Source organism: Cytobacillus oceanisediminis (assembly GCF_007830235.1).
GTDB lineage: Bacteria > Bacillota > Bacilli > Bacillales > Cytobacillaceae > Cytobacillus > Cytobacillus oceanisediminis.
Window position 1 is genome coordinate 239,305 of the sequence record NZ_VLKI01000005.1, and the last position, 22,933, is coordinate 262,237.

At 42.4% G+C, this 22,933-nt stretch carries 18 protein-coding genes and 1 pseudogene; all 19 read left to right on the top strand.

Annotation, left to right across the window (positions count from 1 at the left end):
• Window positions 1–154: 154 nt before the first annotated feature.
• The 19 genes and pseudogenes from asd (at window position 155) to IQ19_RS11535 (ending at window position 22,859) form a co-directional block, all read left to right on the top strand.
• A complete protein-coding gene (gene asd / locus IQ19_RS11445) occupies window positions 155–1,204 on the top strand; it encodes an aspartate-semialdehyde dehydrogenase (RefSeq protein WP_144542544.1) in 1,050 nt (349 codons plus the stop codon).
• A 44-nt stretch (window positions 1,205–1,248) separates the two neighbouring features.
• Window positions 1,249–2,493 (top strand): aspartate kinase, encoded by a 1,245-nt coding sequence (dapG, locus tag IQ19_RS11450; protein WP_144542545.1) that lies wholly within the window; start codon window positions 1,249–1,251, stop codon window positions 2,491–2,493.
• Between the two features lie 131 nt (window positions 2,494–2,624).
• Window positions 2,625–3,491, top strand: coding sequence for a 4-hydroxy-tetrahydrodipicolinate synthase (gene dapA / locus IQ19_RS11455; RefSeq protein ID WP_144542546.1), 867 nt, complete (start codon window positions 2,625–2,627; stop codon window positions 3,489–3,491).
• Between the two features lie 478 nt (window positions 3,492–3,969).
• Window positions 3,970–5,637 carry a ribonuclease J gene (locus IQ19_RS11460; protein ID WP_144542547.1) on the top strand — a complete coding sequence of 556 codons (1,668 nt, stop codon included), beginning with the start codon at window positions 3,970–3,972 and terminating at the stop codon, window positions 5,635–5,637.
• A gap of 447 nt (window positions 5,638–6,084) precedes the next feature.
• Complete coding sequence (locus tag IQ19_RS11465) at window positions 6,085–6,837, top strand: ClpP family protease (RefSeq protein ID WP_144542548.1); 753 nt, start codon at window positions 6,085–6,087, stop codon at window positions 6,835–6,837.
• Window positions 6,834–7,055 (top strand): YlzJ-like family protein, encoded by a 222-nt coding sequence (locus tag IQ19_RS11470; RefSeq protein ID WP_144542549.1) that lies wholly within the window; start codon window positions 6,834–6,836, stop codon window positions 7,053–7,055. Before IQ19_RS11465 ends, IQ19_RS11470 begins: the two co-directional genes overlap by 4 nt.
• Window positions 7,056–7,232: 177 nt before the next feature.
• Entirely contained in the window at window positions 7,233–9,575 is a 2,343-nt protein-coding gene (locus IQ19_RS11475; RefSeq protein ID WP_144542550.1) for a DNA translocase FtsK, read from the top strand.
• A 441-nt stretch (window positions 9,576–10,016) separates the two neighbouring features.
• Window positions 10,017–10,742, top strand: a complete 726-nt coding sequence (locus IQ19_RS11480; RefSeq protein WP_144542551.1) for a GntR family transcriptional regulator — start codon at window positions 10,017–10,019, stop codon at window positions 10,740–10,742.
• Between the two features lie 73 nt (window positions 10,743–10,815).
• A complete protein-coding gene (locus IQ19_RS11485) occupies window positions 10,816–11,922 on the top strand; it encodes a BMP family lipoprotein (protein ID WP_144542552.1) in 1,107 nt (368 codons plus the stop codon).
• A 253-nt stretch (window positions 11,923–12,175) separates the two neighbouring features.
• Window positions 12,176–13,711, top strand: coding sequence for an ABC transporter ATP-binding protein (locus IQ19_RS11490; RefSeq protein ID WP_144542553.1), 1,536 nt, complete (start codon window positions 12,176–12,178; stop codon window positions 13,709–13,711).
• Window positions 13,704–14,750, top strand: a complete 1,047-nt coding sequence (locus IQ19_RS11495; RefSeq protein WP_144542554.1) for an ABC transporter permease — start codon at window positions 13,704–13,706, stop codon at window positions 14,748–14,750. The genes IQ19_RS11490 and IQ19_RS11495 overlap by 8 nt, the downstream gene beginning before the upstream one ends.
• Window positions 14,751–14,759: 9 nt before the next feature.
• Window positions 14,760–15,710, top strand: coding sequence for an ABC transporter permease (locus IQ19_RS11500; protein WP_394137213.1), 951 nt, complete (start codon window positions 14,760–14,762; stop codon window positions 15,708–15,710).
• A gap of 455 nt (window positions 15,711–16,165) precedes the next feature.
• Window positions 16,166–16,603 (top strand): annotated as a pseudogene (locus tag IQ19_RS11505) (GGDEF domain-containing protein); the annotation flags it as partial.
• A gap of 226 nt (window positions 16,604–16,829) precedes the next feature.
• Complete coding sequence (yfmF, locus tag IQ19_RS11510) at window positions 16,830–18,110, top strand: EF-P 5-aminopentanol modification-associated protein YfmF (protein ID WP_144542557.1); 1,281 nt, start codon at window positions 16,830–16,832, stop codon at window positions 18,108–18,110.
• Window positions 18,110–19,399, top strand: a complete 1,290-nt coding sequence (gene yfmH / locus IQ19_RS11515; RefSeq protein WP_144542558.1) for an EF-P 5-aminopentanol modification-associated protein YfmH — start codon at window positions 18,110–18,112, stop codon at window positions 19,397–19,399. The genes yfmF and yfmH overlap by 1 nt, the downstream gene beginning before the upstream one ends.
• Window positions 19,400–19,473: 74 nt before the next feature.
• Entirely contained in the window at window positions 19,474–20,196 is a 723-nt protein-coding gene (gene ymfI, locus IQ19_RS11520; protein ID WP_144542559.1) for an elongation factor P 5-aminopentanone reductase, read from the top strand.
• A gap of 166 nt (window positions 20,197–20,362) precedes the next feature.
• Complete coding sequence (locus IQ19_RS11525) at window positions 20,363–20,620, top strand: DUF3243 domain-containing protein (RefSeq protein ID WP_110065625.1); 258 nt, start codon at window positions 20,363–20,365, stop codon at window positions 20,618–20,620.
• A gap of 496 nt (window positions 20,621–21,116) precedes the next feature.
• On the top strand, window positions 21,117–21,911 hold the full coding sequence (locus tag IQ19_RS11530) for a YmfK family protein (protein WP_242020961.1): 795 nt from the start codon (window positions 21,117–21,119) through the stop codon (window positions 21,909–21,911).
• 21 nt (window positions 21,912–21,932) lie between these two features.
• Window positions 21,933–22,859: a helix-turn-helix domain-containing protein gene (locus IQ19_RS11535; protein ID WP_144542561.1), complete on the top strand. Its 927-nt coding sequence runs from the start codon at window positions 21,933–21,935 to the stop codon at window positions 22,857–22,859.
• Window positions 22,860–22,933: the final 74 nt, after the last annotated feature.

The window sequence follows — 22,933 nt, forward strand, 5'->3', positions numbered from 1 at the left end:
ATAAATGGATACCTGCCATTCTAAACATTAAAGGCAGGAAGGCGGCTGCCAATTTACTTTGGCCGCCGTTCTATTAAATTTTAGGCATATTGCTCGTTCATTAAAAACTAATTTTGCTAGAAAAATATATTGGTACTGGAAGGGGAAAACGAAATTGGAACAGAAAAAAGGATTTCATGTAGCCGTAGTAGGTGCGACTGGCGCAGTTGGCCAGCAAATGATTCAAACACTTGAAAACAGAGATTTTCCTATCTCGCAATTCACTCTTTTGTCATCAGCGCGTTCTGCAGGTTCAAAGGTAACTTTTAAAGGCCAGGAGTATACTGTTCAGGAAGCAAAGCCTGAGAGCTTTGAAGGTGTGGATATTGCCTTATTCAGTGCTGGAGGCAGCGTTTCACAGGAACTTGCTCCCCATGCGGTAGAACACGGTGCAATCGTGGTAGATAATACAAGTGCCTTCCGTATGGATCCGAATGTGCCGCTTGTTGTTCCTGAGGTTAACGAAGACGATCTTAACAAGCATAATGGCATTATTGCGAATCCAAACTGTTCTACAATCCAAATGGTTGTTGCCCTTCAGCCGGTTAAGGAAAAGTACGGCTTGAAAAAAGTGATTGTATCTACTTACCAGGCTGTATCAGGTTCAGGAGCAGCAGCTGTGGAAGAGCTTAACGAGCAGACAAAGGCAATTATTAATAATGAAGAGTTTGAGCCGGCAATACTTCCGGTCAAAGGCGATAAAAAGCACTATCAAATTGCTTTCAATGCCATTCCGCAAATTGATAAGTTTCAGGATAATGGATACACTTTTGAAGAGATGAAAATGATTAATGAAACGAAGAAAATTATGCATATGCCGGAACTGCAAGTGGCAGCTACCTGCGTGCGCCTTCCGGTGGCAACTGGCCATTCGGAATCACTTTATTTCGAAGTGGATTCAAATGGTGTTACGGCAAATGAAGTAAAGAGCCTTCTTGAAAATGCTCGAGGCGTTGTCCTGCAGGATGATCCGGAAAACCAGATCTACCCAATGCCTGCTGATTGTGTTGGGAAAAATGATGTATTCGTTGGCCGTATCCGCAAAGACTTGGATGAGGATAAAGGCTTCCATATGTGGGTTGTTTCTGATAATCTTCTAAAAGGGGCAGCATGGAACTCTGTGCAAATTGCCGAGAGCTTAATTAAACTTGGTTTAGTCAAGTAGTTAACGAGTTTCTCTTCATGTAAAGAGAAGTTAGAGGTGTTTTAATGAATATTATCGTTCAAAAATATGGAGGCACATCAGTACGCGATGAAAATAGCCGTGAACATGCGCTTAAGCATATTCAAAAAGCGCTGGCTGATGGATATAAGGTTGTAGTTGTCGTTTCAGCAATGGGGCGAAAAGGTGACCCATATGCAACAGATACCTTGCTTTCCCTTGTAGAAGGAAGCAGCAGCAAGATAAGCAAGCGGGAAACAGACCTTCTTTTATCCTGCGGTGAAGTGATTTCGAGTGTGGTTTTTTCAAACATGCTCAAAGAAAACAGCATTAATGCGGCAGCCTTAACGGGCGCGCAGGCAGGGTTTAGGACAAATAATGATCATACAAACGCAAAAATTATTGATATGAAATGTGACAGGCTCCTAAAAGAATTAGAAGAGCATGATGTAGTCGTCGTGGCAGGCTTCCAGGGATCTTCGAAGAACGGTGATGTTACCACAATCGGCAGGGGAGGCAGCGATACCTCCGCAGCTGCACTCGGTGCGGCACTAAATGCAGAGTGGATTGATATCTTTACAGATGTGGAAGGCATTATGACAGCTGACCCGCGAATTGCAGAAAATGCACGGCCGCTGTCAGTTGTGACGTACACTGAGGTCTGCAACATGGCATACCAGGGTGCGAAGGTTATTCACCCTCGCGCAGTAGAAATTGCAATGCAGGCAAAGATTCCAATCCGGATCCGGTCTACTTATTCGGACAGTCTCGGAACTCTTGTCACAACTCTTAATAAAAATAGACGGGGTACAGATATTAAGGAACGGTCTGTTACCGGAATCGCACACCTTTCCAATGTAACCCAGATTAAGGTTCTTGCTAAGAAAGACCAATATGATCTTCAATCAGAGGTATTTAAGGCAATGGCAACCCAGGGGATCAGTGTAGACTTTATCAACATCTATCCAAATGGTGTAAATTATACGGTAACCGAAGAAATGACCGATAAAGCCATTGGTATCCTAAAGAGCCTTGGCCATGATCCGCTAGTGGAAAGAGAGTGTGCCAAAGTATCTGTTGTCGGAGCAGGTATGCAGGGGGTTCCTGGTGTGGCCTCACGAATCGTGACGGCACTATCCGAGCGGGGCATCCGCATTTTGCAATCCGCAGACAGCCATACAACCATCTGGGTTTTAGTTAAGCAAGCAGATCTTACAAAAGCTGTGAACGCATTGCATGATGCTTTTCATCTTGAAGAGGATCTGACAGAATATGAAAGAACAGATATTTAATTTTTGATAAAAATAAATGTTTAAAAAGGGGAAGAAAAGCCGCTGCTGCGGCGAACGACGGATCAGCATTATGAGCGGCAGATCCGACCGTTTCTTCCCGAACTTTTTGAACAAATGCAAGGAGTGTAAAAATGGTTCTATTTGGTCGAGTATCCACAGCAATGGTAACGCCGTTCGATCACAAGGGACATATTGATTTCCCTAAAACGACGCAGCTTATCAACCATCTTATCGAAAACGGTACAGATTCAATCGTTGTCGCCGGAACAACCGGCGAGTCGCCAACACTGTCAAAAGAGGAAAAGCTGGCACTTTTCCAGCACGCAGTAAAAGTGGCTGACAAACGTGTACCCGTTATTGCCGGCACTGGCAGCAATAATACCTATGAATCAATTGAATTAACAAAAAAAGCAGAACAAATTGGTGTAAATGCGATCATGATCGTTGCGCCATATTACAATAAGCCAAATCAGGAAGGGCTGTATCAGCACTTCAAGGCAATCGCAGAAAATACGAAGCTTCCATTAATGGTATATAACATTCCTGGTCGTTCTTCCGTAAATATTCTGCCTGAGACGGTGATCCGCCTCTCCAAAATTCCAAACATCGTTGCAGTGAAGGAAGCGAGCGGTGATCTGAATGCAATGGCAAAAATCATTGCCAATACAGATGACGATTTCTTGCTTTATAGCGGTGATGATGGCCTTACCCTTCCATGCATGGCAATTGGAGGAACAGGTATCGTATCTGTTGCTTCACATGTGATTGGAAATGAAATGCAGGAAATGGTTAATGCCTTTCTTAACGGTGAAAATGAAAAGGCTGCAAAAATGCACCAGCAGATTCTTCCTATTATGGAAGGACTTTTCGCTGCCCCAAGCCCAGTGCCTGTAAAAACAGCGCTTCAAATAAAGGGACTTGATGTCGGATCTGTCCGCCTTCCGATGGTTCCATTAACTGAGCAGGAGCGAAGTGCAGTAGCTGCTTTATTTAAATAATAAATTAAGAGTTAAGCCAATCAGACATTAAGCTGATTGGCTTTTCTTCTATAAAGCAGGCCTATAAAGACCAGTCCCCTTTTGCACATGGAAATATCGTCTTCATGAAGGCTCTATGACGACCATATTTCGCTAGTACTAGGAAAAATCGTCTTCATGAAAGCTCTATAACGCCCATAACCTTCAACCATGGAAAAGAATCGTCTTTATAAGCGCTCTATTACGCTCATAATCCTCAATTAAAGAACAGAACTGTCTTTATAAACCGCTTCTGTGAAATCTAGAAATGTAAAAACTGCACCTTTCAAAAAGCTGCCGTTATATCAGCTGTGCGACCTATATCCAAAGTGCACTGAGCATTTCCAGTAATGGCAGCGCTTATCCTATGTATAAATTTGGTTGTCATGGTTTTAGGACTTCAAGTATAATATGGATAACTGATCTTGATCGGCTGAACATGCATGGGAGGAAACGTACATTGAAAAAGAGACAGAATGAAAGCATCAAGGTAACAGCACTTGGAGGAGTCGGAGAACTAGGAAAAAATATGTATTTGGCAGAGGTAGACGAAGACATTTACGTTGTCGACGCCGGATTAATGTTCCCTGAAAATGAAATGCTCGGAATTGACATTGTTATACCGGATATTACATATTTAGTCCAAAATAAAGAAAGGGTACAGGGAATCTTTTTAACACATGGACACGAGGACCACATCGGTGGCCTTTCTTATATTTTGGCTAAGGTCAATGTACCTGTTTATGGGACAAAGTTGACGCTTGCTCTTGCGAAAGCAAAACTGAAGGAACAGGAATACAAAGGCAAGGCCCAGTTTATTGAAATTGATTCGGATTCAAAGCTTCAGTTCGATTCAGCGGAAGTAACCTTTTTTAGGACTAGTCACAGCATTCCAGACAGTGTGGGAGTTGCCATCCATACTTCAGAGGGAGCTATTGTATATACAGGCGATTTTAAGTTTGATCAAGCAGCAGCTTCACTGTATAAGCCTGAAATAGGAAAAATGGCACGACTAGGCGAAGAGGGTGTACTTTGCCTTCTATCCGACAGTACTGAAGCAGAAAAGCCAGGATATACAAATTCAGAAGCTAAAGTAGCTAGAGAAATGACAGCTGCCTTTTATGCTGCAAAAGGAAGGGTAATTGCTGCTTCCTTTGCTTCCGACCTGATTCGCATCCAGCATATTTTTGATGCTGCCATGGAAACCGGCAGAAAAGTGGCGGTTGTCGGAAGAAGCCTTCAAAAAATCTATGATATAGCACTTCAATTGGGGTATCTGCAAGTTGGGGAGGACTTAATCATCCCCGTTTCGGAAAGTGGAAAATATCCGGACAATGAAATCACTGTACTCACGACTGGATCCCAGGGGGAACCAATTGAAGCTCTTCAAAAAATGGCGAAGCAGTCCCATAGGCAGGTCAATATTAAAAAAGGCGATACGGTCCTGCTTGCCGCATCTCCATTAAGAGGAACGGAAGTCTTTATTTTCAAAACGGTTGACATGTTATTCAGAGCTGGTGCTGAAGTGATTTCAGGCAAGGGTACTTTTAATACCTCTAGCCATGGAAGCCATGAAGAACTTAAATTTATGATCAATCTGATGAATCCGAAATTCTTTATCCCGGTGCATGGTGAATACCGTATGCTAAAAGCCCACGCTGGCATTGCTAAGGAGTGCGGATTATCCAATGAGCAAATTTTTATCCCAGATAAAGGCGATGTAGCTGAAATCAAAAACGGCAAAATCGTATCCGGCGGAAAAATCCCTTCCGGAAATGTCCTGATTGATGGAATTGGAGTAGGCGATGTTGGAAATATCGTATTAAGAGACCGGAAGCTCCTCTCACAGGATGGAATTTTATTGGTTGTGGTCACCTTGAATAAGAGGGAAAAGAAGATTTCCGCTGGCCCTGAAATCATTACAAGAGGGTTTGTTTATGTAAGGGAATCAGAAAAGCTTCTTGAAGAATCAGCCAAAATAGTCAAAGAAGCGGTCGAGCAGAATTTGGCCCGAGAATCGTTTGACTGGTCTGGTATAAAACAGGATATGCGAGACAGCCTGAATCAATATCTTTATGAAAAAACCAAACGAAGGCCGATGATCCTGCCAATCCTTATGGAAGGGTAAATGCCTAATAAGCAGCCTGGGAATGCCAGGCTGTTTTTTTAGATGGCTCTTTTCTAAAAGATTGTTGTTTTTGAATAAGTTCATTGAGATAAACGAGGTTGGTTGATTGGAGCTAAAGGTGCGAGATCCTCGAAAATGCATTCGCATTTCCTTCGTGCGGTGATTATTCGAGGATGCTTATTTAAAGTCCTGCGGGAGGAGCGGGACAGGTGAGACCCCACAGGTGCGGCGCGCCGAGGAGGCTCACCGCCCGCCCCGCGGAAAGGGAGCATCCTGGAGCGGAAATCAACCACTTCTCATTACTTTTAAAAAGCAACAATGATTGCGAAAACAGCCTTTTAGATTAACTTGTTCTTTCTCCTTTTGAATCTTCCTCAAACAATATCACGCATGAAAAACTATCCAGTGTTCATACTAACAATATATTGCTTGAAGGGAGAAATAAGGATGGAAAACGATATAAAAAATAACGGTACTGAGAGCGGAGAAGGGCAAGAACAGCCTAAAGAGGATAAGCCGTCAGGCCTGATGGAGAAAATCCAGCAGCTTGGCCAAACGAATGTCCCGCAGCTGTCACAGGATTCCAAGATCCATTGCTTAACAATTGTTGGGCAAATCGAGGGGCATCTACAGCTCCCTCCGCAAAATAAAACCACAAAATATGAGCATTTAATTCCTCAAATTGTGGCGATTGAGCAAAACCCAAAAATTGAAGGTCTGCTTGTTATCTTGAATACTGTGGGGGGAGATGTGGAAGCAGGGCTGGCCATTTCAGAAATGCTTGCTTCCTTATCCAAGCCAACAGTCTCCATTGTCCTTGGGGGAGGCCATTCTATTGGTGTGCCTATTGCTGTGTCATGTGACTATTCGTTTATAGCTGAAACAGCAACGATGACCATTCACCCAATCAGGCTGACTGGCCTTGTGATTGGGGTTCCCCAAACCTTTGAATATATGGATAAAATGCAGGACAGGGTCATTAATTTTGTAACCAAGCATTCAAATGTTTCCGAACAGAAATTTAAAGACCTTATGTTTGACAAAGGCAACCTTACACGCGATATTGGAACGAATGTTGTTGGAAGGGATGCAGTTGAATACGGCTTGATTGATGAAGTTGGCGGTGTAGGGCCAGCACTCGCAAAGTTAAATGAATTAATTGAAATAAATAAGCAAAAAGAAGAAGTGATTGTCCAATGATCTTGTATACAATGATGCCGCAGGAACTGATTTATCAAACTGAGAATGATGATTTTGGCAAACAGAAGATTGTGTCTTACGAAGGAATCCCGCTTCTTGTAGAAATGAATGCAGGGCAGGAATGCCGAATCTTACGGGTAATGAGCAGTGACCCATCCCACTATATGGATGAAAGATACACGCCGGGATCCATGATCACTCTTTCCCAGCTATCCTGATAAGACCTTTTTAAATTTTTAACATCACCTTCTCAAGAAGCATTGTGCTATAATATAAGTAACTATAGAAGCAGCCAAAAAATGGCTGCTTCTTCTTTCATAGCTGGCAAAGCAGGAATGTATTACATAATTGAATTTGGATGATGCTGTTAATAAGAAAAATGATAAGGTGATAAAATGGCCAAAAAAAAGAGAAGAAAATCTAGAAAAAAAGAAACCTTAAAACAAACGATGAAATTTGAACTGATTGCGCTGGTCTTATTGGCGCTTGCAGTTATTTCAATGGCTAAGCTGGGGGCAGTCGGCAAATCGACCGTTCTATTTTTCCGTTTTTTTATGGGAGAATGGTACATGCTCAGCCTTATAGGGCTAGTAATTTTTGCAGGGTATCTTATGTGGAAGAGGACTCTTCCCTTTTTATTTCATACTAAACTAATCGGTACGTATTTAATCATTAGCTCCCTGCTGTTATTAAGCCACGTTACGCTATTCCAGCTTCTTTCAAATGGCGGAAAGTTTGATGATCCAAGCGTAATAGCCAATACATGGGAACTGTTCAGAATGGAAGTGGGAGGCGAAACGAGCACGACTGATCTGGGCGGCGGAATGATTGGGGCAATCCTTTTTGCGCTTTTTTATTATCTATTTGATGAAGCTGGATCAAAGATCGTTGCCTTTTTATTAATTATTATTGGATTTGTCCTGCTAACAGGAAAAACATTTGGAGATGCTGCAGGGAAGATGATGGCTGCGATCGTAAATTTCTGCAAAAAACAATGGGCGGCTTTTGTTTATGATATGAAAGAATGGGCGCAAAACCGCAGAGAAAAGCGGGAAGAGAGGCGCGCCCGAAGAGAAGAGGAACAGTCACAAGCTCAGGATGAAGAAGAAACAGAGACGGTTATTACGATTAACAATTCCTCCGAAACAGCTGCTGAACCGCTTCCGGAGCCGATTATTTCAAGCTTTGCTGAAAGGGCTTATCAGGAGGAACCTCAGGGGACTGCTGACCCGCAGCCGGTTGAAAATACAGGGAACCCTGAACAAGATGAGGAAAATGCACCGCCGATTACGTTTACTGAAGTGGAGAATAAGGATTACGAGCTTCCTCCAATCAGACTTCTTAAATTGCCAAGGCAAACGGATCAAAGCGGTGAATATGAACTTATACATGCCAATGCAGCAAAGCTTGAGAGAACTTTTCAAAGCTTTGGTGTAAAGGCGAGAGTGACCCAGGTTCATTTAGGGCCAGCTGTAACGAAGTATGAAGTCCATCCTGACGTAGGTGTAAAAGTAAGCAAGATTGTCAGTCTTAACGATGATTTGGCACTTGCGCTTGCAGCCAAGGATATCCGGATCGAAGCTCCTATTCCGGGAAAATCTGCAATCGGAATTGAGGTGCCGAACTCGGAAGTAGCCATGGTTTCCTTAAGGGAAGTTATTGAATCCAAACAAAATGACAAGCCAGACTCCAAGCTGCTGATTGGGCTGGGCCGTGATATTACAGGTGAAGCTGTACTTGCTGAATTGAATAAAATGCCCCATTTGCTTGTTGCCGGTGCAACAGGAAGCGGTAAAAGTGTGTGCATAAACGGAATCATCACAAGCATACTGATGAGGGCGAAACCGCATGAAGTAAAATTAATGATGATTGACCCCAAAATGGTTGAATTAAATGTATATAACGGGGTGCCCCATTTGCTTGCGCCAGTTGTGACAAATCCAAAGAAAGCGGCACAGGCTTTGCAGAAGGTTGTCAGTGAAATGGAAAGGCGGTATGAGCTTTTCTCCCATACCGGCACAAGAAATATTGAAGGCTACAATGAGTATGTGAAAAGGCATAATGCCGAGGAGGAAGCTCAGCAGCCGCTTCTTCCGTATATCGTTGTCATAGTGGACGAGCTTGCAGACTTAATGATGGTCGCTTCGTCAGATGTCGAGGACGCAATCACTCGCCTGGCGCAAATGGCGCGTGCAGCAGGAATCCATTTAATTATAGCGACCCAGCGTCCGTCAGTAGACGTTATCACAGGTGTAATTAAAGCGAATATCCCTTCAAGGATTGCATTTGCTGTTTCTTCAATGACCGATTCAAGAACTATTTTGGATATGGGCGGGGCCGAAAAGCTTTTGGGCAGAGGGGATATGCTCTTCCTGCCAGTTGGTGCCTCCAAGCCAGTCCGCGTCCAGGGTGCCTTTTTATCAGATGAAGAGGTTGAAGAAATAGTCGATTTTGTCATTGGTCAGCAAAAAGCCCAATACCAGGAAGAAATGATTCCAGAGGATATTCCTGAAGCAACCGGAGAAGTGGATGATGACCTGTATAACGAAGCGGTTGAACTCATTCTGGAAATGCAAACAGCTTCCGTCTCCATGCTTCAGAGGAGATTTAGGATTGGTTATACCAGGGCGGCAAGACTGATTGACGAAATGGAAGCAAGAGGCATTGTCGGCCCTTATGAAGGAAGCAAGCCTAGAGCCGTTCTGCAAGGCAAGCCTTCTGAAGAAGCAAGTTCATAAAGTTAAATAGGATAACATAATTAAAAATGGCCAGTCCTTGGACGGCCATTTTTCTATTTGCAATTTTGTTTCTGGGCGGGGGATAAGAGTGAAAATAAAATGTGGCATAAAATTATGCCATACTATTTAAAACGTTTTCAAAAATGGAAAGAGGTATGGTACTTCCATCCCACGGAAATTCCTTGTTTCCTCGACCATTAGTTTTTACATTGTTTTGCTAAAAAGATCCGATGTAACCGTTTTCAAATAGGTATTATACCAGAAAAGAAGGATTGATACATAAGGGAATTATAACAATTTTTTTCTTTTCAGCTTTTTTCGACAAATTCATGAAATTCTATTTCTTTATTGGGTAAAAAGTGTTATAGTATTTTCGATTAGTAGGAATGATTGAACATCAGAGGTCTGATGTCTTGAGAACTTAGGTTGGAGGAACCCTGCATGTCTATTAAGTCAGATAACCGGCATTTATATTTGCAAGTCATCGATCGATTAAAGCAAGACATTGAAGATGGAGTTTATAAAGAAAAAGAGAAGCTTCCATCCGAATTTGATCTTGCCAAACAACTTGGTGTTAGCAGAGCTACACTCCGGGAGGCATTGCGTATTCTTGAAGAAGAAAACGTGATTATCCGCCGCCATGGGGTAGGGACCTTTGTAAATGCAAAGCCGCTATTTACATCAGGTATTGAACAGCTTAATAGTGTGACGAATATGATTTTGCAGGCAGGCATGAAGCCAGGAACCATTTTCTTAAGCTCAGTGACAATGGGTCCGACTGAAGACGATATCCGCCGCTTTTCATGTTCATTGGATCAGGAAATAGCCGTGATTGAGAGGGTAAGAACGGCCAATGGTGAACCGGTAGTATATTGCGTGGACAAGGTTCCGGAGAATATTCTTCCAGATACTTTCTCGCATGAACAAGAATCCATCTTCAACATGCTTGAAGAAGAAGCAAACCGGAAAATCACATACGCAGTAGCCCAAATCGAGCCAATTGGCTATCACGAGAAGATTTCCCCTATCCTGGAATGTGACCCTGAGACTGCACTGCTTGTTTTAAAGCAGATGCACTTCGATGAAGCGGATATGCCGATTCTTTATTCTGTCAACTATTTCAGAGCTGATAAGTTCAGTTTCCATGTTCTCAGAAAACGAATATAAAATTTTTATGGAGCATGTAAACGCAATCATTCATTCCGCTAATGCAAAAACAAATTCTTAGGGGGTACCAACCTTGAAAAAGCGTAAATTTGGATTGGCGCTATCTTTAGTACTTGCAGCTGGAACACTTTTAGGTGCTTGCGGCAAAAGTGAAGAAAACGGCGGAGGAGCAGCTGGCGGAGACGAAAAAGAAAAAGCATTCTCCGTTGCGATGGTAACTGATGTCGGCGGTGTAGATGATAAATCATTTAACCAATCTGCTTGGGAAGGTTTACAGGCATTTGGTGAAGAAAACGGCCTTGAAAAAGGCAAAGGCGGCTTTGACTACCTTCAATCACAGTCAGACGCTGACTACTCTACTAACCTTAACACTCTAGCACGCCAAGATTTTGATCTTGTTTTCGGTATCGGATTCTTGATGGAAGGTGCAATCAATGAAATCGCCCAGCAGCAAAAGGATTCTCATTTCGGAATCGTTGATGCTGTTGTTGACCAGCCAAACGTAGCAAGCATCATGTTTAAAGAGCAAGAAGCTGCATTCCTTGCAGGTGTTGCTGCTGCAAATGCTACTAAAGCTAACAAAATTGGTTTCATCGGCGGTATGGAAATTCCGGTTATCGAACGTTTTGAATCTGGATTCCTTGCTGGTGTACAAGCGGTAAACCCTGATATCAAAGTTGAAGTTCAATATGCCGGTGCATTCGATAAAGCTGAACTTGGCCAAACGATTGCTTCTAAAATGTACTCTTCTGGTGTTGACGTGATTTTCCACGCTGCTGGCGGAACTGGTAACGGTCTATTCAAAGAAGCTCGTGACCTTAAGAAGAAAGACCCAGCCAGAGAAATCTGGGCAATCGGTGTTGACTCTGACCAGACTGCTGAAGGTGTAGTTGAAATCGATGGCAAAGAGCACAATGTAATCATCACTTCTGCTCTTAAGCGCGTTGACAATGCAGTAAAAGATCTTTCTACAAAAGCTCAGGAAGGTAACTTCCCTGGCGGAGAAACAACTACTTACGGATTGGCTGAAGAGGGTGTAGGCCTTGCTCCAATCAATGAGGAAGTTACTAACAAAGCAGACATCGAAGCTGCTGTTCAAGAATGGCAAGAAAAGATCAAGAACGGTGAAATCACTGTTCCATCTACAAAAGACGAGTTAGCTTCATTCTCAGCTGAATAATTAATTAGAAAAGGAATAAGCAGGGTGCACTGCGGCCTCTTATTCCTTTTTTTAAAAGATTAAAAGTTTAATTGAAACGCAGAAAGGTTTCTGCTTTTCACTTAGCGTTTTAATAGTTTAGATTTTATTTCCTATATCATTCACTATTTAACACAGGAAGCTTGGCGTACAGCCAAGTTTTTCTAAGAATTTCCAAGGTCTGACCTCTTACTACTAATGATTTTCCTTTTATTTTGAGCAAGGAGTGAAACAGATGGAATATGTTATTGAAATGCTCAACATTCGCAAAGAGTTCCCTGGGATTGTAGCAAATGATAATATCACGCTTCAGCTGAAACCAGGTGAAATCCACGCATTGCTTGGAGAAAATGGTGCGGGCAAATCAACACTTATGAATGTCCTTTTTGGTTTATACCAGCCAGAAAAGGGTGAGATAAAGGTTAAAGGCAAACCGGTTCGCATTACTGATCCGAATGTAGCAAATGACTTGGGAATCGGGATGGTTCATCAGCACTTTATGCTAGTAGACCGGTTTACTGTCACTGAAAATATCATTCTCGGAAAAGAAACGACTAAAGGCGGTAAAATCGATATTAAAAAGGCCGAAAAAGAAGTTAGAGAGATTTCTGAGCGATATGGCCTTGCTGTCGATCCTCAAGCGAAAATTTCGGATATCTCAGTTGGGATGCAGCAGAGGGTAGAGATATTAAAGACCTTATACCGCGGTGCAGAGATTCTCATTTTTGATGAACCTACTGCTGTTTTAACACCGCAGGAAATTAAAGAACTTATCCAGATCATGAAGACCCTTATTAAAGAAGGGAAGTCCATTATCCTTATTACACACAAATTGAAGGAAATTATGGAGGTTTGTGACCGGGTAACCGTCATCCGCAAAGGTGTCGGAATCGGGACAGTAGATGTCAGCGAGACAAATCCCAATGAACTTGCCAGCTTGATGGTAGGAAGGGAAGTCACTTTTAAAACGGATAAAACGGAATCAAGTCCAGCGCAGGATGTACTGGAAATTAAAAATTTGAAAGTGAAAGATTCCCGCGGCCTTGGCGCCATCAAAAATCTTGACCTGCAGGTAAGAGCAGGGGAAATTGTCGGGATTGCCGGAGTGGATGGGAATGGACAGACTGAATTAATTGAAGCCATAACAGGTTTGAGAAAGTCTGAAAGCGGTTCAATCAAATTGAACGGGAAAGAAATTATCAATATGCCTCCAAGAAAAGTGACGGAGACCGGGGTCGGCCATATCCCTCAGGACCGCCATAAGCATGGTCTTGTTCTTGATTTTCCGATTGGAGAAAATATGGTACTTCAAACCTATTACAAATCTCCTTTCTCAAAAAGAGGCGTCCTGAATTTTAAGGAGATTTACAGTAAGGCAATGACCCTTATTAAAGAATTTGATGTGAGAACACCTAGCGAATTTACGCTTGCAAGGGCGTTGTCGGGTGGTAACCAGCAAAAGGCAATTATCGGGCGGGAAATTGACCGCGATCCGGACCTGCTTATCGCGGCACAGCCGACTCGGGGCTTGGACGTTGGTGCGATTGAATATATCCATAAGCGCCTGATCGAACAGCGTGACCATGGTAAGGCAGTTCTGCTCATATCGTTTGAGCTGGATGAAATTATGAATGTCAGCGACCGAATTGCCGTTATTTATGAGGGTGAAATTGTAGCAGTAGTAGACCCGAAACAAACAACTGAACAAGAATTAGGTTTATTGATGGCCGGTTCTAAACGGAAGGAAGCGGGTGGCGAAAACCATGTCTAATCGCATGAAAAATATTATCGTACCTCTAGTCGCCGTTCTGCTCGGCGTGCTCGTCGGTACAATCATCATGATCGCAACTGGGTATAATGCCGGAGCAGCATTTACTGCCCTTTGGAACGGTGCTTTTGGAGAAATCTACTATACTGGTGAAGTTGTAAGGCAGGTTACTCCATATATTTTAGCCGGGCTGGCAGTTGCATTTGCTTTCCGGACAGGCTTATTTAACATCGGAGTGGAAGGACAGCTAATCGTAGGCTGGCTTGCCTCTGTATGGGTAGGGGTGGCATTTGATCTTCCAAAGATCATCCATCTGCCACTGGCTGTTCTAGCAGCTGCAGCAGCTGGAGCTTTATGGGCATTTATACCTGGCTTGTTGAAAGCAAAGTTCAAGGTCCATGAAGTAATTGTTACGATCATGATGAACTATGTTGCTTTGCATGTGACAAACTACATTATCCGTACTGTCCTTTCAGAAAAGAGTGACCGTACAGAAATGATTGCAGAATCATCTACATTGCGTTCTGTTTTTCTTGAAGGAATAACAGACTACTCTCGTCTTCACTGGGGAATTTTAATTGCTTTGGCATGCGTATTTTTCATGTGGTTCTTATTGGAAAAGACTTCAAAGGGTTACGAACTGAGAGCTGTTGGGTTTAACCAGCATGCTTCTGAATATGCAGGTATGAATGTAAGCAAAAACATTATTCTTTCAATGGTTATTTCAGGCGCTTTTGCTGGTCTGGCGGGAGCTATGGAAGGATTGGGGACATTCGGTTATGCAGCCATTAAAGGCGGATTTACCGGCGTTGGATTTGATGGTATCGCAGTTGCTCTTCTTGGCGGAAACGGACCGGTTGGTATTATTTTTGCAGCATTGCTGTTTGGAAGCTTAAAGGTAGGAGCATTAAATATGCCGCTTGAAGCTGGAGTTCCAAACGAATTAGTAGATATTATCATTGCACTCATTGTTTTCTTCGTAGCAGCAAGCTACATGATTCGCATCTTTATTGACCGTATCAGCAAAAAGGGGGTGAAGTAAGTGGGCTTAATGGAGATTTTATTAATTGTCATTCCATCAACTTTGCTTTGGGCTGCCCCGCTTATTTTCACTGGACTAGGCGGAAACTTTTCCGAAAGCTCTGGAGTCGTAAATATCGGTTTGGAAGGCTTGATGGTTATTGGAGCTTTCACGGCGATTGTTTTTAACCTTACATTCGTTGATGTACTTGGTAACTGGACACCTTGGGTTGCCCTTCTTGCAGCCATGGTTGTCGGTGCCCTTTTGTCCATTATGCATGCGGTTGCTTCCATAACATTTAGGGCAGACCAGGTAGTTTCCGGGGTAGCGATAAACCTGTTTGCGATTGGAGCTGCGCTATTCCTTGTTAAGTTCATTTATGGAAAAGGCCAGACAGATATTATTCAAAAAGGTTTCAGCAAAGTCGATATTCCGTTTTTAAGTGACATACCGGTGATTGGAAAGCTGCTATTCTCAAACACTTACTATACATCGTTTGTGGCGATTGCTGTGGCATTCCTTGCTTGGTTTGTCATGTTTAAAACACCATTCGGACTAAGATTGCGTGCTGTAGGTGAGCATCCAATGGCTGCAGATACGATGGGGATTAATGTTACAAGAATGCGCTATATCGGTGTTCTCCTTTCCGGTGCACTTGCTGGAATCGGAGGCGGTGTTTACGCACAGTCCATTTCTTCAGACTTCGGCCATGCTACAATCAGCGGACAGGGCTTTATGGCTTTGGCGGCATTGATTTTTGGTAAATGGCATCCGCTAGGAGTTATGGGAGCGGCATTGTTCTTCGGATTTGCGCAAAGCTTAAGTATTATTGGCTCAAACTTGCCATTCCTCGAGAATATTCCGAATGTGTATCTTCTCATTGCACCATATGTATTAACAATTTTAGCTTTAACAGGCTTCATTGGACGTGCCGATGCTCCGAAGGCTTCTGGTACACCATATATAAAAGGAAAACGCTAAACAGCAGAGCCTCATTTCTTTTGAAATGGGGCTTTTTAATAGTTAGAAAGAAAAATTGCATTCTTAAACTGGATAATTGTCTAGCTCCAGGGCCTAGCCAGTTTTTATCCTGAGTTTACTTCCTGAATATCTTGCGAGGAGCATGATTCGCAGAATGATGCTTCGAGCAGCTCACGGTTATAAGCCGAATCACTCTAGAAATCAGGACAAGGGAACGCTTCGGCAGCGATACATCGCCCGACAAAAGCGCGCTTTGGGAGGTTTCTAGCGTGATTCGGCTTATGCTTGTCGCACAGGATGTGCCGACTTCAACGTTCGCCACAGTACGTGGCGTTATTTGGTGAAGTTCATTACTCTAAAGCGTTTCCACTATTCATGGCGAATCCTGTCTGATTTTATTGTGTGTTCTGCCGCTTTAAATGTGATAATATTTTGTTAATTGGAAAAAGCCTTTCTATATCGTTATGGGAGATATCGATCAATTTAAACCTATTAATGATGAATATGGCCATTTGGCAGGGAACGAGGTATTAAAAGAGATTGGCGGCATTTTTGCAGAAGCAGCGAAAAAATACGGTGGACAAGCTTTTAGATATGGCGGTGAAGAATTTGCCTTTTTGATGCCTGACTTAGATGAAAGAAAGCTTGAAGCCTTTTTCAGTCAGATATATGAAATGATAAATAAAAAGCAGTTCACTTCAGAAAATATCCAAATTACAATGAGTTTTGGAGTAACAGTCTACGATTCAAGCCGCCCAAAAAATGAAAGCCTTGAAATAGCCGACCAGCTTTTGTATCTGGCGAAAAACAGCGGAAAAAACCAGGTGCGTTTTGAGAGTGGAAAAACTTTAAAAAATCAGCCATTAATAGGTACCATCGCCTCCGGAAATTAAAATCCCTTCAGAAGGGATTTTTTATTTTTCTAATTATATATACCTTCCAGCTTAGCCAATAACTTGAAATAGAGAAATAGGGCAAGTTATAGTAAGAATATGATTTAAAACAAAGGAGATTATAGAGATTAGCATCAAAGTGTTTACATAGTGATAGGGAACGTACTTGATTCACAAAAGGGTTAACAGCTATGGACTCTTCAATATCTCGACAGGAGGAAACCAAATGGATGTAATTTCTGAATCGGTTAAATCAATGAACGGCTATAATCTTCATGTTGTAAAAACGGAAAAATATAAAACCAATACTTTGGTTTGGAAAATGAAAGCTCCCCTCAATAAGGAGACGGTAACGCTTAGGTCGCTTTTGCCGCATGTCCTGCAAAGCAATAGCGCCGCATACCCTACTACTGGAAAGCTGCGCTCCTATCTTGATGAATTGTATGGGGCAACCCTTTTTGTGGATTTGGCAAAAAAAGGGGAATACCATGTCATTACGATTTCAGTTGAAATTGCCAATGAAAAATTTCTTTCTGATAATACCCCTTTATTGAAAAAGGCTTTCCAGTTCTTATCGGAGATTTTAACCAAGCCGAATGTACAGGGGAACGCGTTTGACCAGGAAACAGTGGAAAAGGAGAAAAGGACTCTAAAGCAGCGAATTCAATCTGTATATGATGATAAAATGCGTTATTCTAATTTTCGCCTCGTACAGGAAATGTGCAACGGTGAACCATATTCATTGCATGTCCATGGGGAAAAAGAGGATGTTGATCAAATCACTCCAGAAAGCCTTTATCAATATTATCAAAATGCACTTTCGCAGGATGAGCTCGATTTGTATGTAATAGGCGACGTTAACGAAGCAGATGCAGAAACGTTTGCAGGAGAACTTTTATCCTTTGAAGAAAGAACACCGCAGTCTTTGCCATCTGGAACAGATAATGGCAAGGAGCGTGTAAACGAAGTCAGGGAAGAACAGGATGTAAAACAAGGGAAATTAAATATCGGCTACCGTACAAATGTGGTGTACGGTGATCCTGATTACTACGCCCTCCAGGTTTTTAATGGGATTTTCGGCGGCTTTTCACATTCCAAGCTTTTCTTGAATGTTCGTGAAAAAGCAAGTCTTGCCTATTATGTAGCAAGCCGTCTTGAAAGCCATAAAGGCTTGATGATGGTTATGTCCGGAATCGATAACAGCAATTATGATCAGGCCGTAAATATTATTAAAGAACAATTGGAAGCAATGAAAAACGGCGACTTTACCGATCAGGAAATTGAGCAGACTAAAGCTGTTATTAAAAATCAGCTTCTTGAAACGGTAGATACGGCCCGTGGAATTGTTGAAGTGCTTTACCATAATGTCGTATCCGGAAAAGACATTACACTTCAAACTTGGATGGATGAAATGGATAAGGTTAAGAGTGAAGAAATTGCAGAAGTTGCAAAGAAAGTCCATTTAGATACAGTGTATTTCTTAACTGGAAAGGAGGCGGGCAAGTAATGGAAAAAATCACGTTTGAACAGCTTCAGGAAGAAATGTACTATGAAAAGCTTGGCAATGGCCTGGATGTGTACATTCTGCCGAAAAAAGGATTCAATAAAACATACGCTACTTTTACTACAAAATATGGTTCAATCGACAACCATTTCTTGCCGCCGGGCAAAGATGAATACGTTAAGGTCCCTGATGGCATCGCCCACTTTTTGGAGCATAAGCTCTTTGAAAAAGAAGATGGGGATGTGTTCCAGCAGTTCAGCAAGCAGGGTGCATCCGCTAATGCCTTTACATCTTTTACGAGAACAGCCTATTTATTCTCCAGCACGTCCAATGTGGAAAAAAACCTAGAGACACTGATCGATTTTGTCCAGGAACCTTATTTTACAGAAAAAACTGTGGAGAAAGAAAAAGGCATTATCGGACAGGAAATAACGATGTATGATGACAACCCGGATTGGCGCTTATATTTTGGCTTGATTGAAAATATGTATAAAAACCATCCGGTGAAAATTGATATTGCTGGAACTATTGAATCCATTTCACATATCACAAAGGATATGCTGTATGAGTGCTATGAGACTTTTTATCATCCGAGCAACATGCTGCTGTTCATTGTCGGTCCTGTTGAGCCGGAACAAGTCATGAATTTGGTGAGGGATAACCAGAATAAGAAGGATTACAAGGAACAGCCGGAAATCAACCGCCAGTTTGAAGAAGAGCCGATGGAAGCTGCTGAGAAGAAAAAAGTTCTGGAAATGAATGTCCAGACATCCAAATGCCTGGTTGGAGTGAAGAGCAAAAACGTGAATCAAACAGGCAAGGAAATGCTGAAGATCGAGCTCAGCGTAAATGTTTTGCTGGATATCTTATTTGGCAAAAGCTCCGATCATTACAGTTCTCTTTATAACGAAGGCTTAATTGATGATACCTTCTCTTTTGATTATACCCAGGAACAAGGATTCGGTTTTGCCATGGTTGGCGGGGATACAAATGAGCCTGACAAATTGGCAGAAGTCCTGAAAAAAATGCTATTGGACTCCAGGGAAAAAGGGGCAATCTCTCAGGAAACGCTGGACAGGACGAAAAAGAAGAAAATTGGGGCTTTCCTGCGTGCTGTGAACTCGCCTGAATATATTGCCAATCAATTTACACGATATGCTTTTAATGAAATGGATTTATTTGATGTTGTGCCAACACTTGAAAGCATTACTCTTGATGATGTGGAAAATGCAGCCGGTGATTTAATAAGCGAAGACCGTTTTACGGTTTGCCAGGTTGTACCGAAGCAATAGACAATATTTAATTCAGCAGAGCGCCGATCAAAGGCGCTTTCTGCTTTTTACAGAGACGTAATGGAGTGTGTAAAATGAGTAAATTTGCATTAATTACGGGCGCAAGCGGAGGAATTGGCCAAGCGATCAGCCTAAAGCTTGCTGAGGAAGGCTATTCGCTTTATCTGCATTACAATAAAAACCAGCAGGCGATCAATTTTCTGCTGGATCGTTTGCAGCCCTATGACGGTGAATATATGCCGATACAGGCAGATTTATCGACAAAAGCTGGTTATAAAAAAGTCGTTCAAAATATCTTCTCAATAGATGCCATTGTACATAACAGCGGGTCTGCGCAATATGGGCTGCTGACTGAGCTCACGGAAACGGAAACAGATAAGCTGATGAATTTGCATGTGACATCACCTCTCCTCCTTACGAAAGAGCTGCTGCCGAAACTGCTTGCGAAAAAAAGCGGAAATATTGTTGTCGTTTCATCCATTTGGGGCCAAACGGGTGCAGCATGTGAAGTAGCCTATTCAACTGCAAAGGGGGCTCAAATTGCCTTTGTAAAAGCATTAAGCAAGGAAGTGGCCCTGAATGGCGTCAGAGTCAATGCCGTTGCCCCGGGTGCCGTTCAGACTGCCATGCTTAATGACTTTACCGAAGAAGAACTTGAGGCAGTGAAAAGCGAAATTCCCATGGGCAGGCTGGCCCTTCCAGAAGATGTCGCTAACTCAATCTCCTTCCTTTTATCAGAAAAAGCCTCCTACATCACTGGACAGGTTCTCGCTGTCAATGGGGGATGGTATACCTAAAACGGTAACAGGTAGCGATACCGCTTCGGCCAACTGGTATAGTTACCTGGTACTTTTGTTCAAAGAAGTGTCACATATTTTTTGACTGACGGCTAATTGTTCATGCATATTTTATTTGGCTCCTAAGCACAATATAATTGTACAACATTTAAAGGAGGCAATAATTATGTCTGTACTAGATAACTGGCAGCAGTGGAAAGACTTTCTTGGAGATCGTCTTCATCAGGGAGAAGCGCAGGGAATGAACAAGGATACTGTTAATGACCTTGCTTACCAAATCGGCGATTATTTAGCCAAACAAGTGGAGCCTAAGAATGAACAGGAGAAAATCCTTGCTGATCTTTGGTCTGTTGCAAGCCCTGAAGAGCAGCATGCGATTGCCAATATGATGGTCAAGCTTGTCCAAAACGACGGCACCCGCTAAGAATTTAAATAGCACTGAACGAAAAGAGAGGGTAACCTCTCTTTTTCGTTTTTTACTCCATAAAAGATTTCCATTCAACGATACGGGTTTTTCCTTTCATCTTGATAAAAAATCATATATTATAGAACCTAGATGAAAAATTAGGATATGCTTAATAAAAGTTTACATTATAGTTTTGTTTTAAAGCGCATTATTGATATCTGCACGTTGATTGAAGTGTCACGAGATCCTTGAAAATGTATTCGCATTTTCTTCGTGGGATGTTAATTCGAGGCTGCCTATTTAGAGTCCTGCGTGAGAAGCGAGTCAAGGGGAGAACTCAAAGGCGCGCCAGCGGCGGGGAGGATCCCGGACCGCCCGCGGTACGCTGAGTGCCAGGAGCGGAAATCAACAAGCAAATATATCAGTTGGATATGAATTAACAGGTAGAGTTTTGATAGCCATACATATAAAACAAGGTGCATAGGGCGCAATTATGCCGGAGGAGGTTTTTCTGGTGGAGGAAAAAACAGAATGGTATTTAGAATATGAAATTCAAAAGAACCGTCCAGGTTTGCTTGGTGATATTTCTTCCCTGCTGGGGATGCTTTCGATAAATATCGTAACCATTAATGGCGTTGATGAAGGACGCAGAGGATTGCTTATTTTAGCGAAAGACCATGAACAAATTGAGCGTCTAAAGTCGATCCTCAATACAATGGACACCATAAAGGTAATCAAGCTTCGCGAACCAAAGCTGAGAGACCGTCTCGCTGTACGCCACGGAAGGTATATACAGAGAGATGCCGACGATAAAAAAACGTTCAGATTTGTCAGGGACGAGCTTGGCCTTTTAGTAGACTTCATGGCGGAATTATTTAAACAGGAAGGGCACAAGCTAATTGGCATAAGGGGAATGCCAAGGGTTGGCAAAACTGAATCGATTGTTGCCTCAAGTGTTTGTGCGAACAAGCGCTGGCTATTTGTTTCATCCACTCTTTTGAAGCAAACGATCCGCAACCAGCTGATTGAGGATGAATATAATGAAAACAATTTGTTCATAATTGACGGAATTGTCTCAACCAGACGCGCGAATGAACGGCACTGGCAGCTGGTCCGTGAAATTATGCGCCTTCCTGCAGTAAAGGTAGTAGAGCATCCGGATATATTCGTACAAAACACTGAATACACCCTTAATGATTTCGATTATATAATTGAGCTTCGCCACGATCCTGATGAAGAGATTAAATATGACATTGTGGAGAAAAACAACATGTTCTCTGAATCCGATTTTGGAGGCTTTGATTTTTAGTAAGTTGGAAGGTGTTGCAAATTGACAGAACTAGGTAATCGTTTAAAAGAAGCACGTCTGGCAAAAGACATGAGCCTTGATGACCTGCAAAAGGTCACTAAAATACAAAAACGCTATTTAATAGGAATAGAAGAGGGCGACTACAGTATGATGCCCGGCAAGTTTTATATCCGGGCATTTATCAAACAATATGCAGAGGCGGTAGGGATTGAACCAGAAGAGATCTTTGAGCAATACAAAGATGATATTCCAACAACCGTGAACGATGATATACCCGAAAAGCTTTCACGTGTCCAATCGAGGAAAGACCTTTCCGGCAGGACATCAAAGGTATTTGATATTTTGCCCAAGATTCTTATTGGTGTCTTTATTATTGGCCTCATTGCAGTCCTTTATAATTTCCTTGGAGCCAAAGATCAAACTGAGGATGCTGAGAAGCCTGCAGATCTTACAGAGGGGCAAACGGTCATTGAAGAGTCAGAAGGTCTATCTGAAGGAAAAGATGCTGAGGAAGATGGCAACAATGAGCCAGCCGGCGATCAGGAAGAGTCTGCTGGTGAAAATGGAGACGCTGATGAAAATGCTGAGGACCAAGAAGCAGAGGAAGAAGCGAAGCAGGAAATTGCAGTTGTGCAATCCAGCGGCAAAAATACGGTTTACGAATTAAAAAATGCGGAAAAGTTTGAATTAGAAGTCGTTTCTACCGGAGAGACCTGGGTAAATATCCAGAATGGGAAGGGATATTCCTTCTTCCAGGGAATGCTGACTGCAGCTGGCAAAAAAAGCGAGAAAGTCGATTTTTCAAAAGAGACTGAAGCCTCCATTGTAGTGGGCAATTCAACACAAACGGAACTCTACGTAAACGGCGAAAAAATTGAGTATCAGGTGCCTCCTTCTCAATCTGTCCGGCAGGATATAACCATCCGGTATGCGCCGAAGACCGAATAGTCATCTTAATTAGATGACTATTTTCGCTTTTAATGTAAAAATTAACCTTAAAAGGCCTTTTGAGAGGCTTATTT

What these genes read in the sequence shown, in the direction of transcription:
- yfmF (WP_144542557.1), top strand. Translation starts at nt 16,830, where the DNA reads ATGGATGTAATTTCTGAATCGGTTAAATCAATGAACGGCTATAATCTT.
- IQ19_RS11500 (WP_394137213.1), top strand. Translation starts at nt 14,760, where the DNA reads ATGGAGATTTTATTAATTGTCATTCCATCAACTTTGCTTTGGGCTGCC.
- IQ19_RS11495 (WP_144542554.1), top strand. Translation starts at nt 13,704, where the DNA reads ATGTCTAATCGCATGAAAAATATTATCGTACCTCTAGTCGCCGTTCTG.
- dapG (WP_144542545.1), top strand. Translation starts at nt 1,249, where the DNA reads ATGAATATTATCGTTCAAAAATATGGAGGCACATCAGTACGCGATGAA.
- IQ19_RS11480 (WP_144542551.1), top strand. Translation starts at nt 10,017, where the DNA reads ATGTCTATTAAGTCAGATAACCGGCATTTATATTTGCAAGTCATCGAT.
- IQ19_RS11490 (WP_144542553.1), top strand. Translation starts at nt 12,176, where the DNA reads ATGGAATATGTTATTGAAATGCTCAACATTCGCAAAGAGTTCCCTGGG.
- IQ19_RS11465 (WP_144542548.1), top strand. Translation starts at nt 6,085, where the DNA reads ATGGAAAACGATATAAAAAATAACGGTACTGAGAGCGGAGAAGGGCAA.
- dapA (WP_144542546.1), top strand. Translation starts at nt 2,625, where the DNA reads ATGGTTCTATTTGGTCGAGTATCCACAGCAATGGTAACGCCGTTCGAT.
- ymfI (WP_144542559.1), top strand. Translation starts at nt 19,474, where the DNA reads ATGAGTAAATTTGCATTAATTACGGGCGCAAGCGGAGGAATTGGCCAA.
- IQ19_RS11475 (WP_144542550.1), top strand. Translation starts at nt 7,233, where the DNA reads ATGGCCAAAAAAAAGAGAAGAAAATCTAGAAAAAAAGAAACCTTAAAA.
- IQ19_RS11525 (WP_110065625.1), top strand. Translation starts at nt 20,363, where the DNA reads ATGTCTGTACTAGATAACTGGCAGCAGTGGAAAGACTTTCTTGGAGAT.
- IQ19_RS11470 (WP_144542549.1), top strand. Translation starts at nt 6,834, where the DNA reads ATGATCTTGTATACAATGATGCCGCAGGAACTGATTTATCAAACTGAG.
- yfmH (WP_144542558.1), top strand. Translation starts at nt 18,110, where the DNA reads ATGGAAAAAATCACGTTTGAACAGCTTCAGGAAGAAATGTACTATGAA.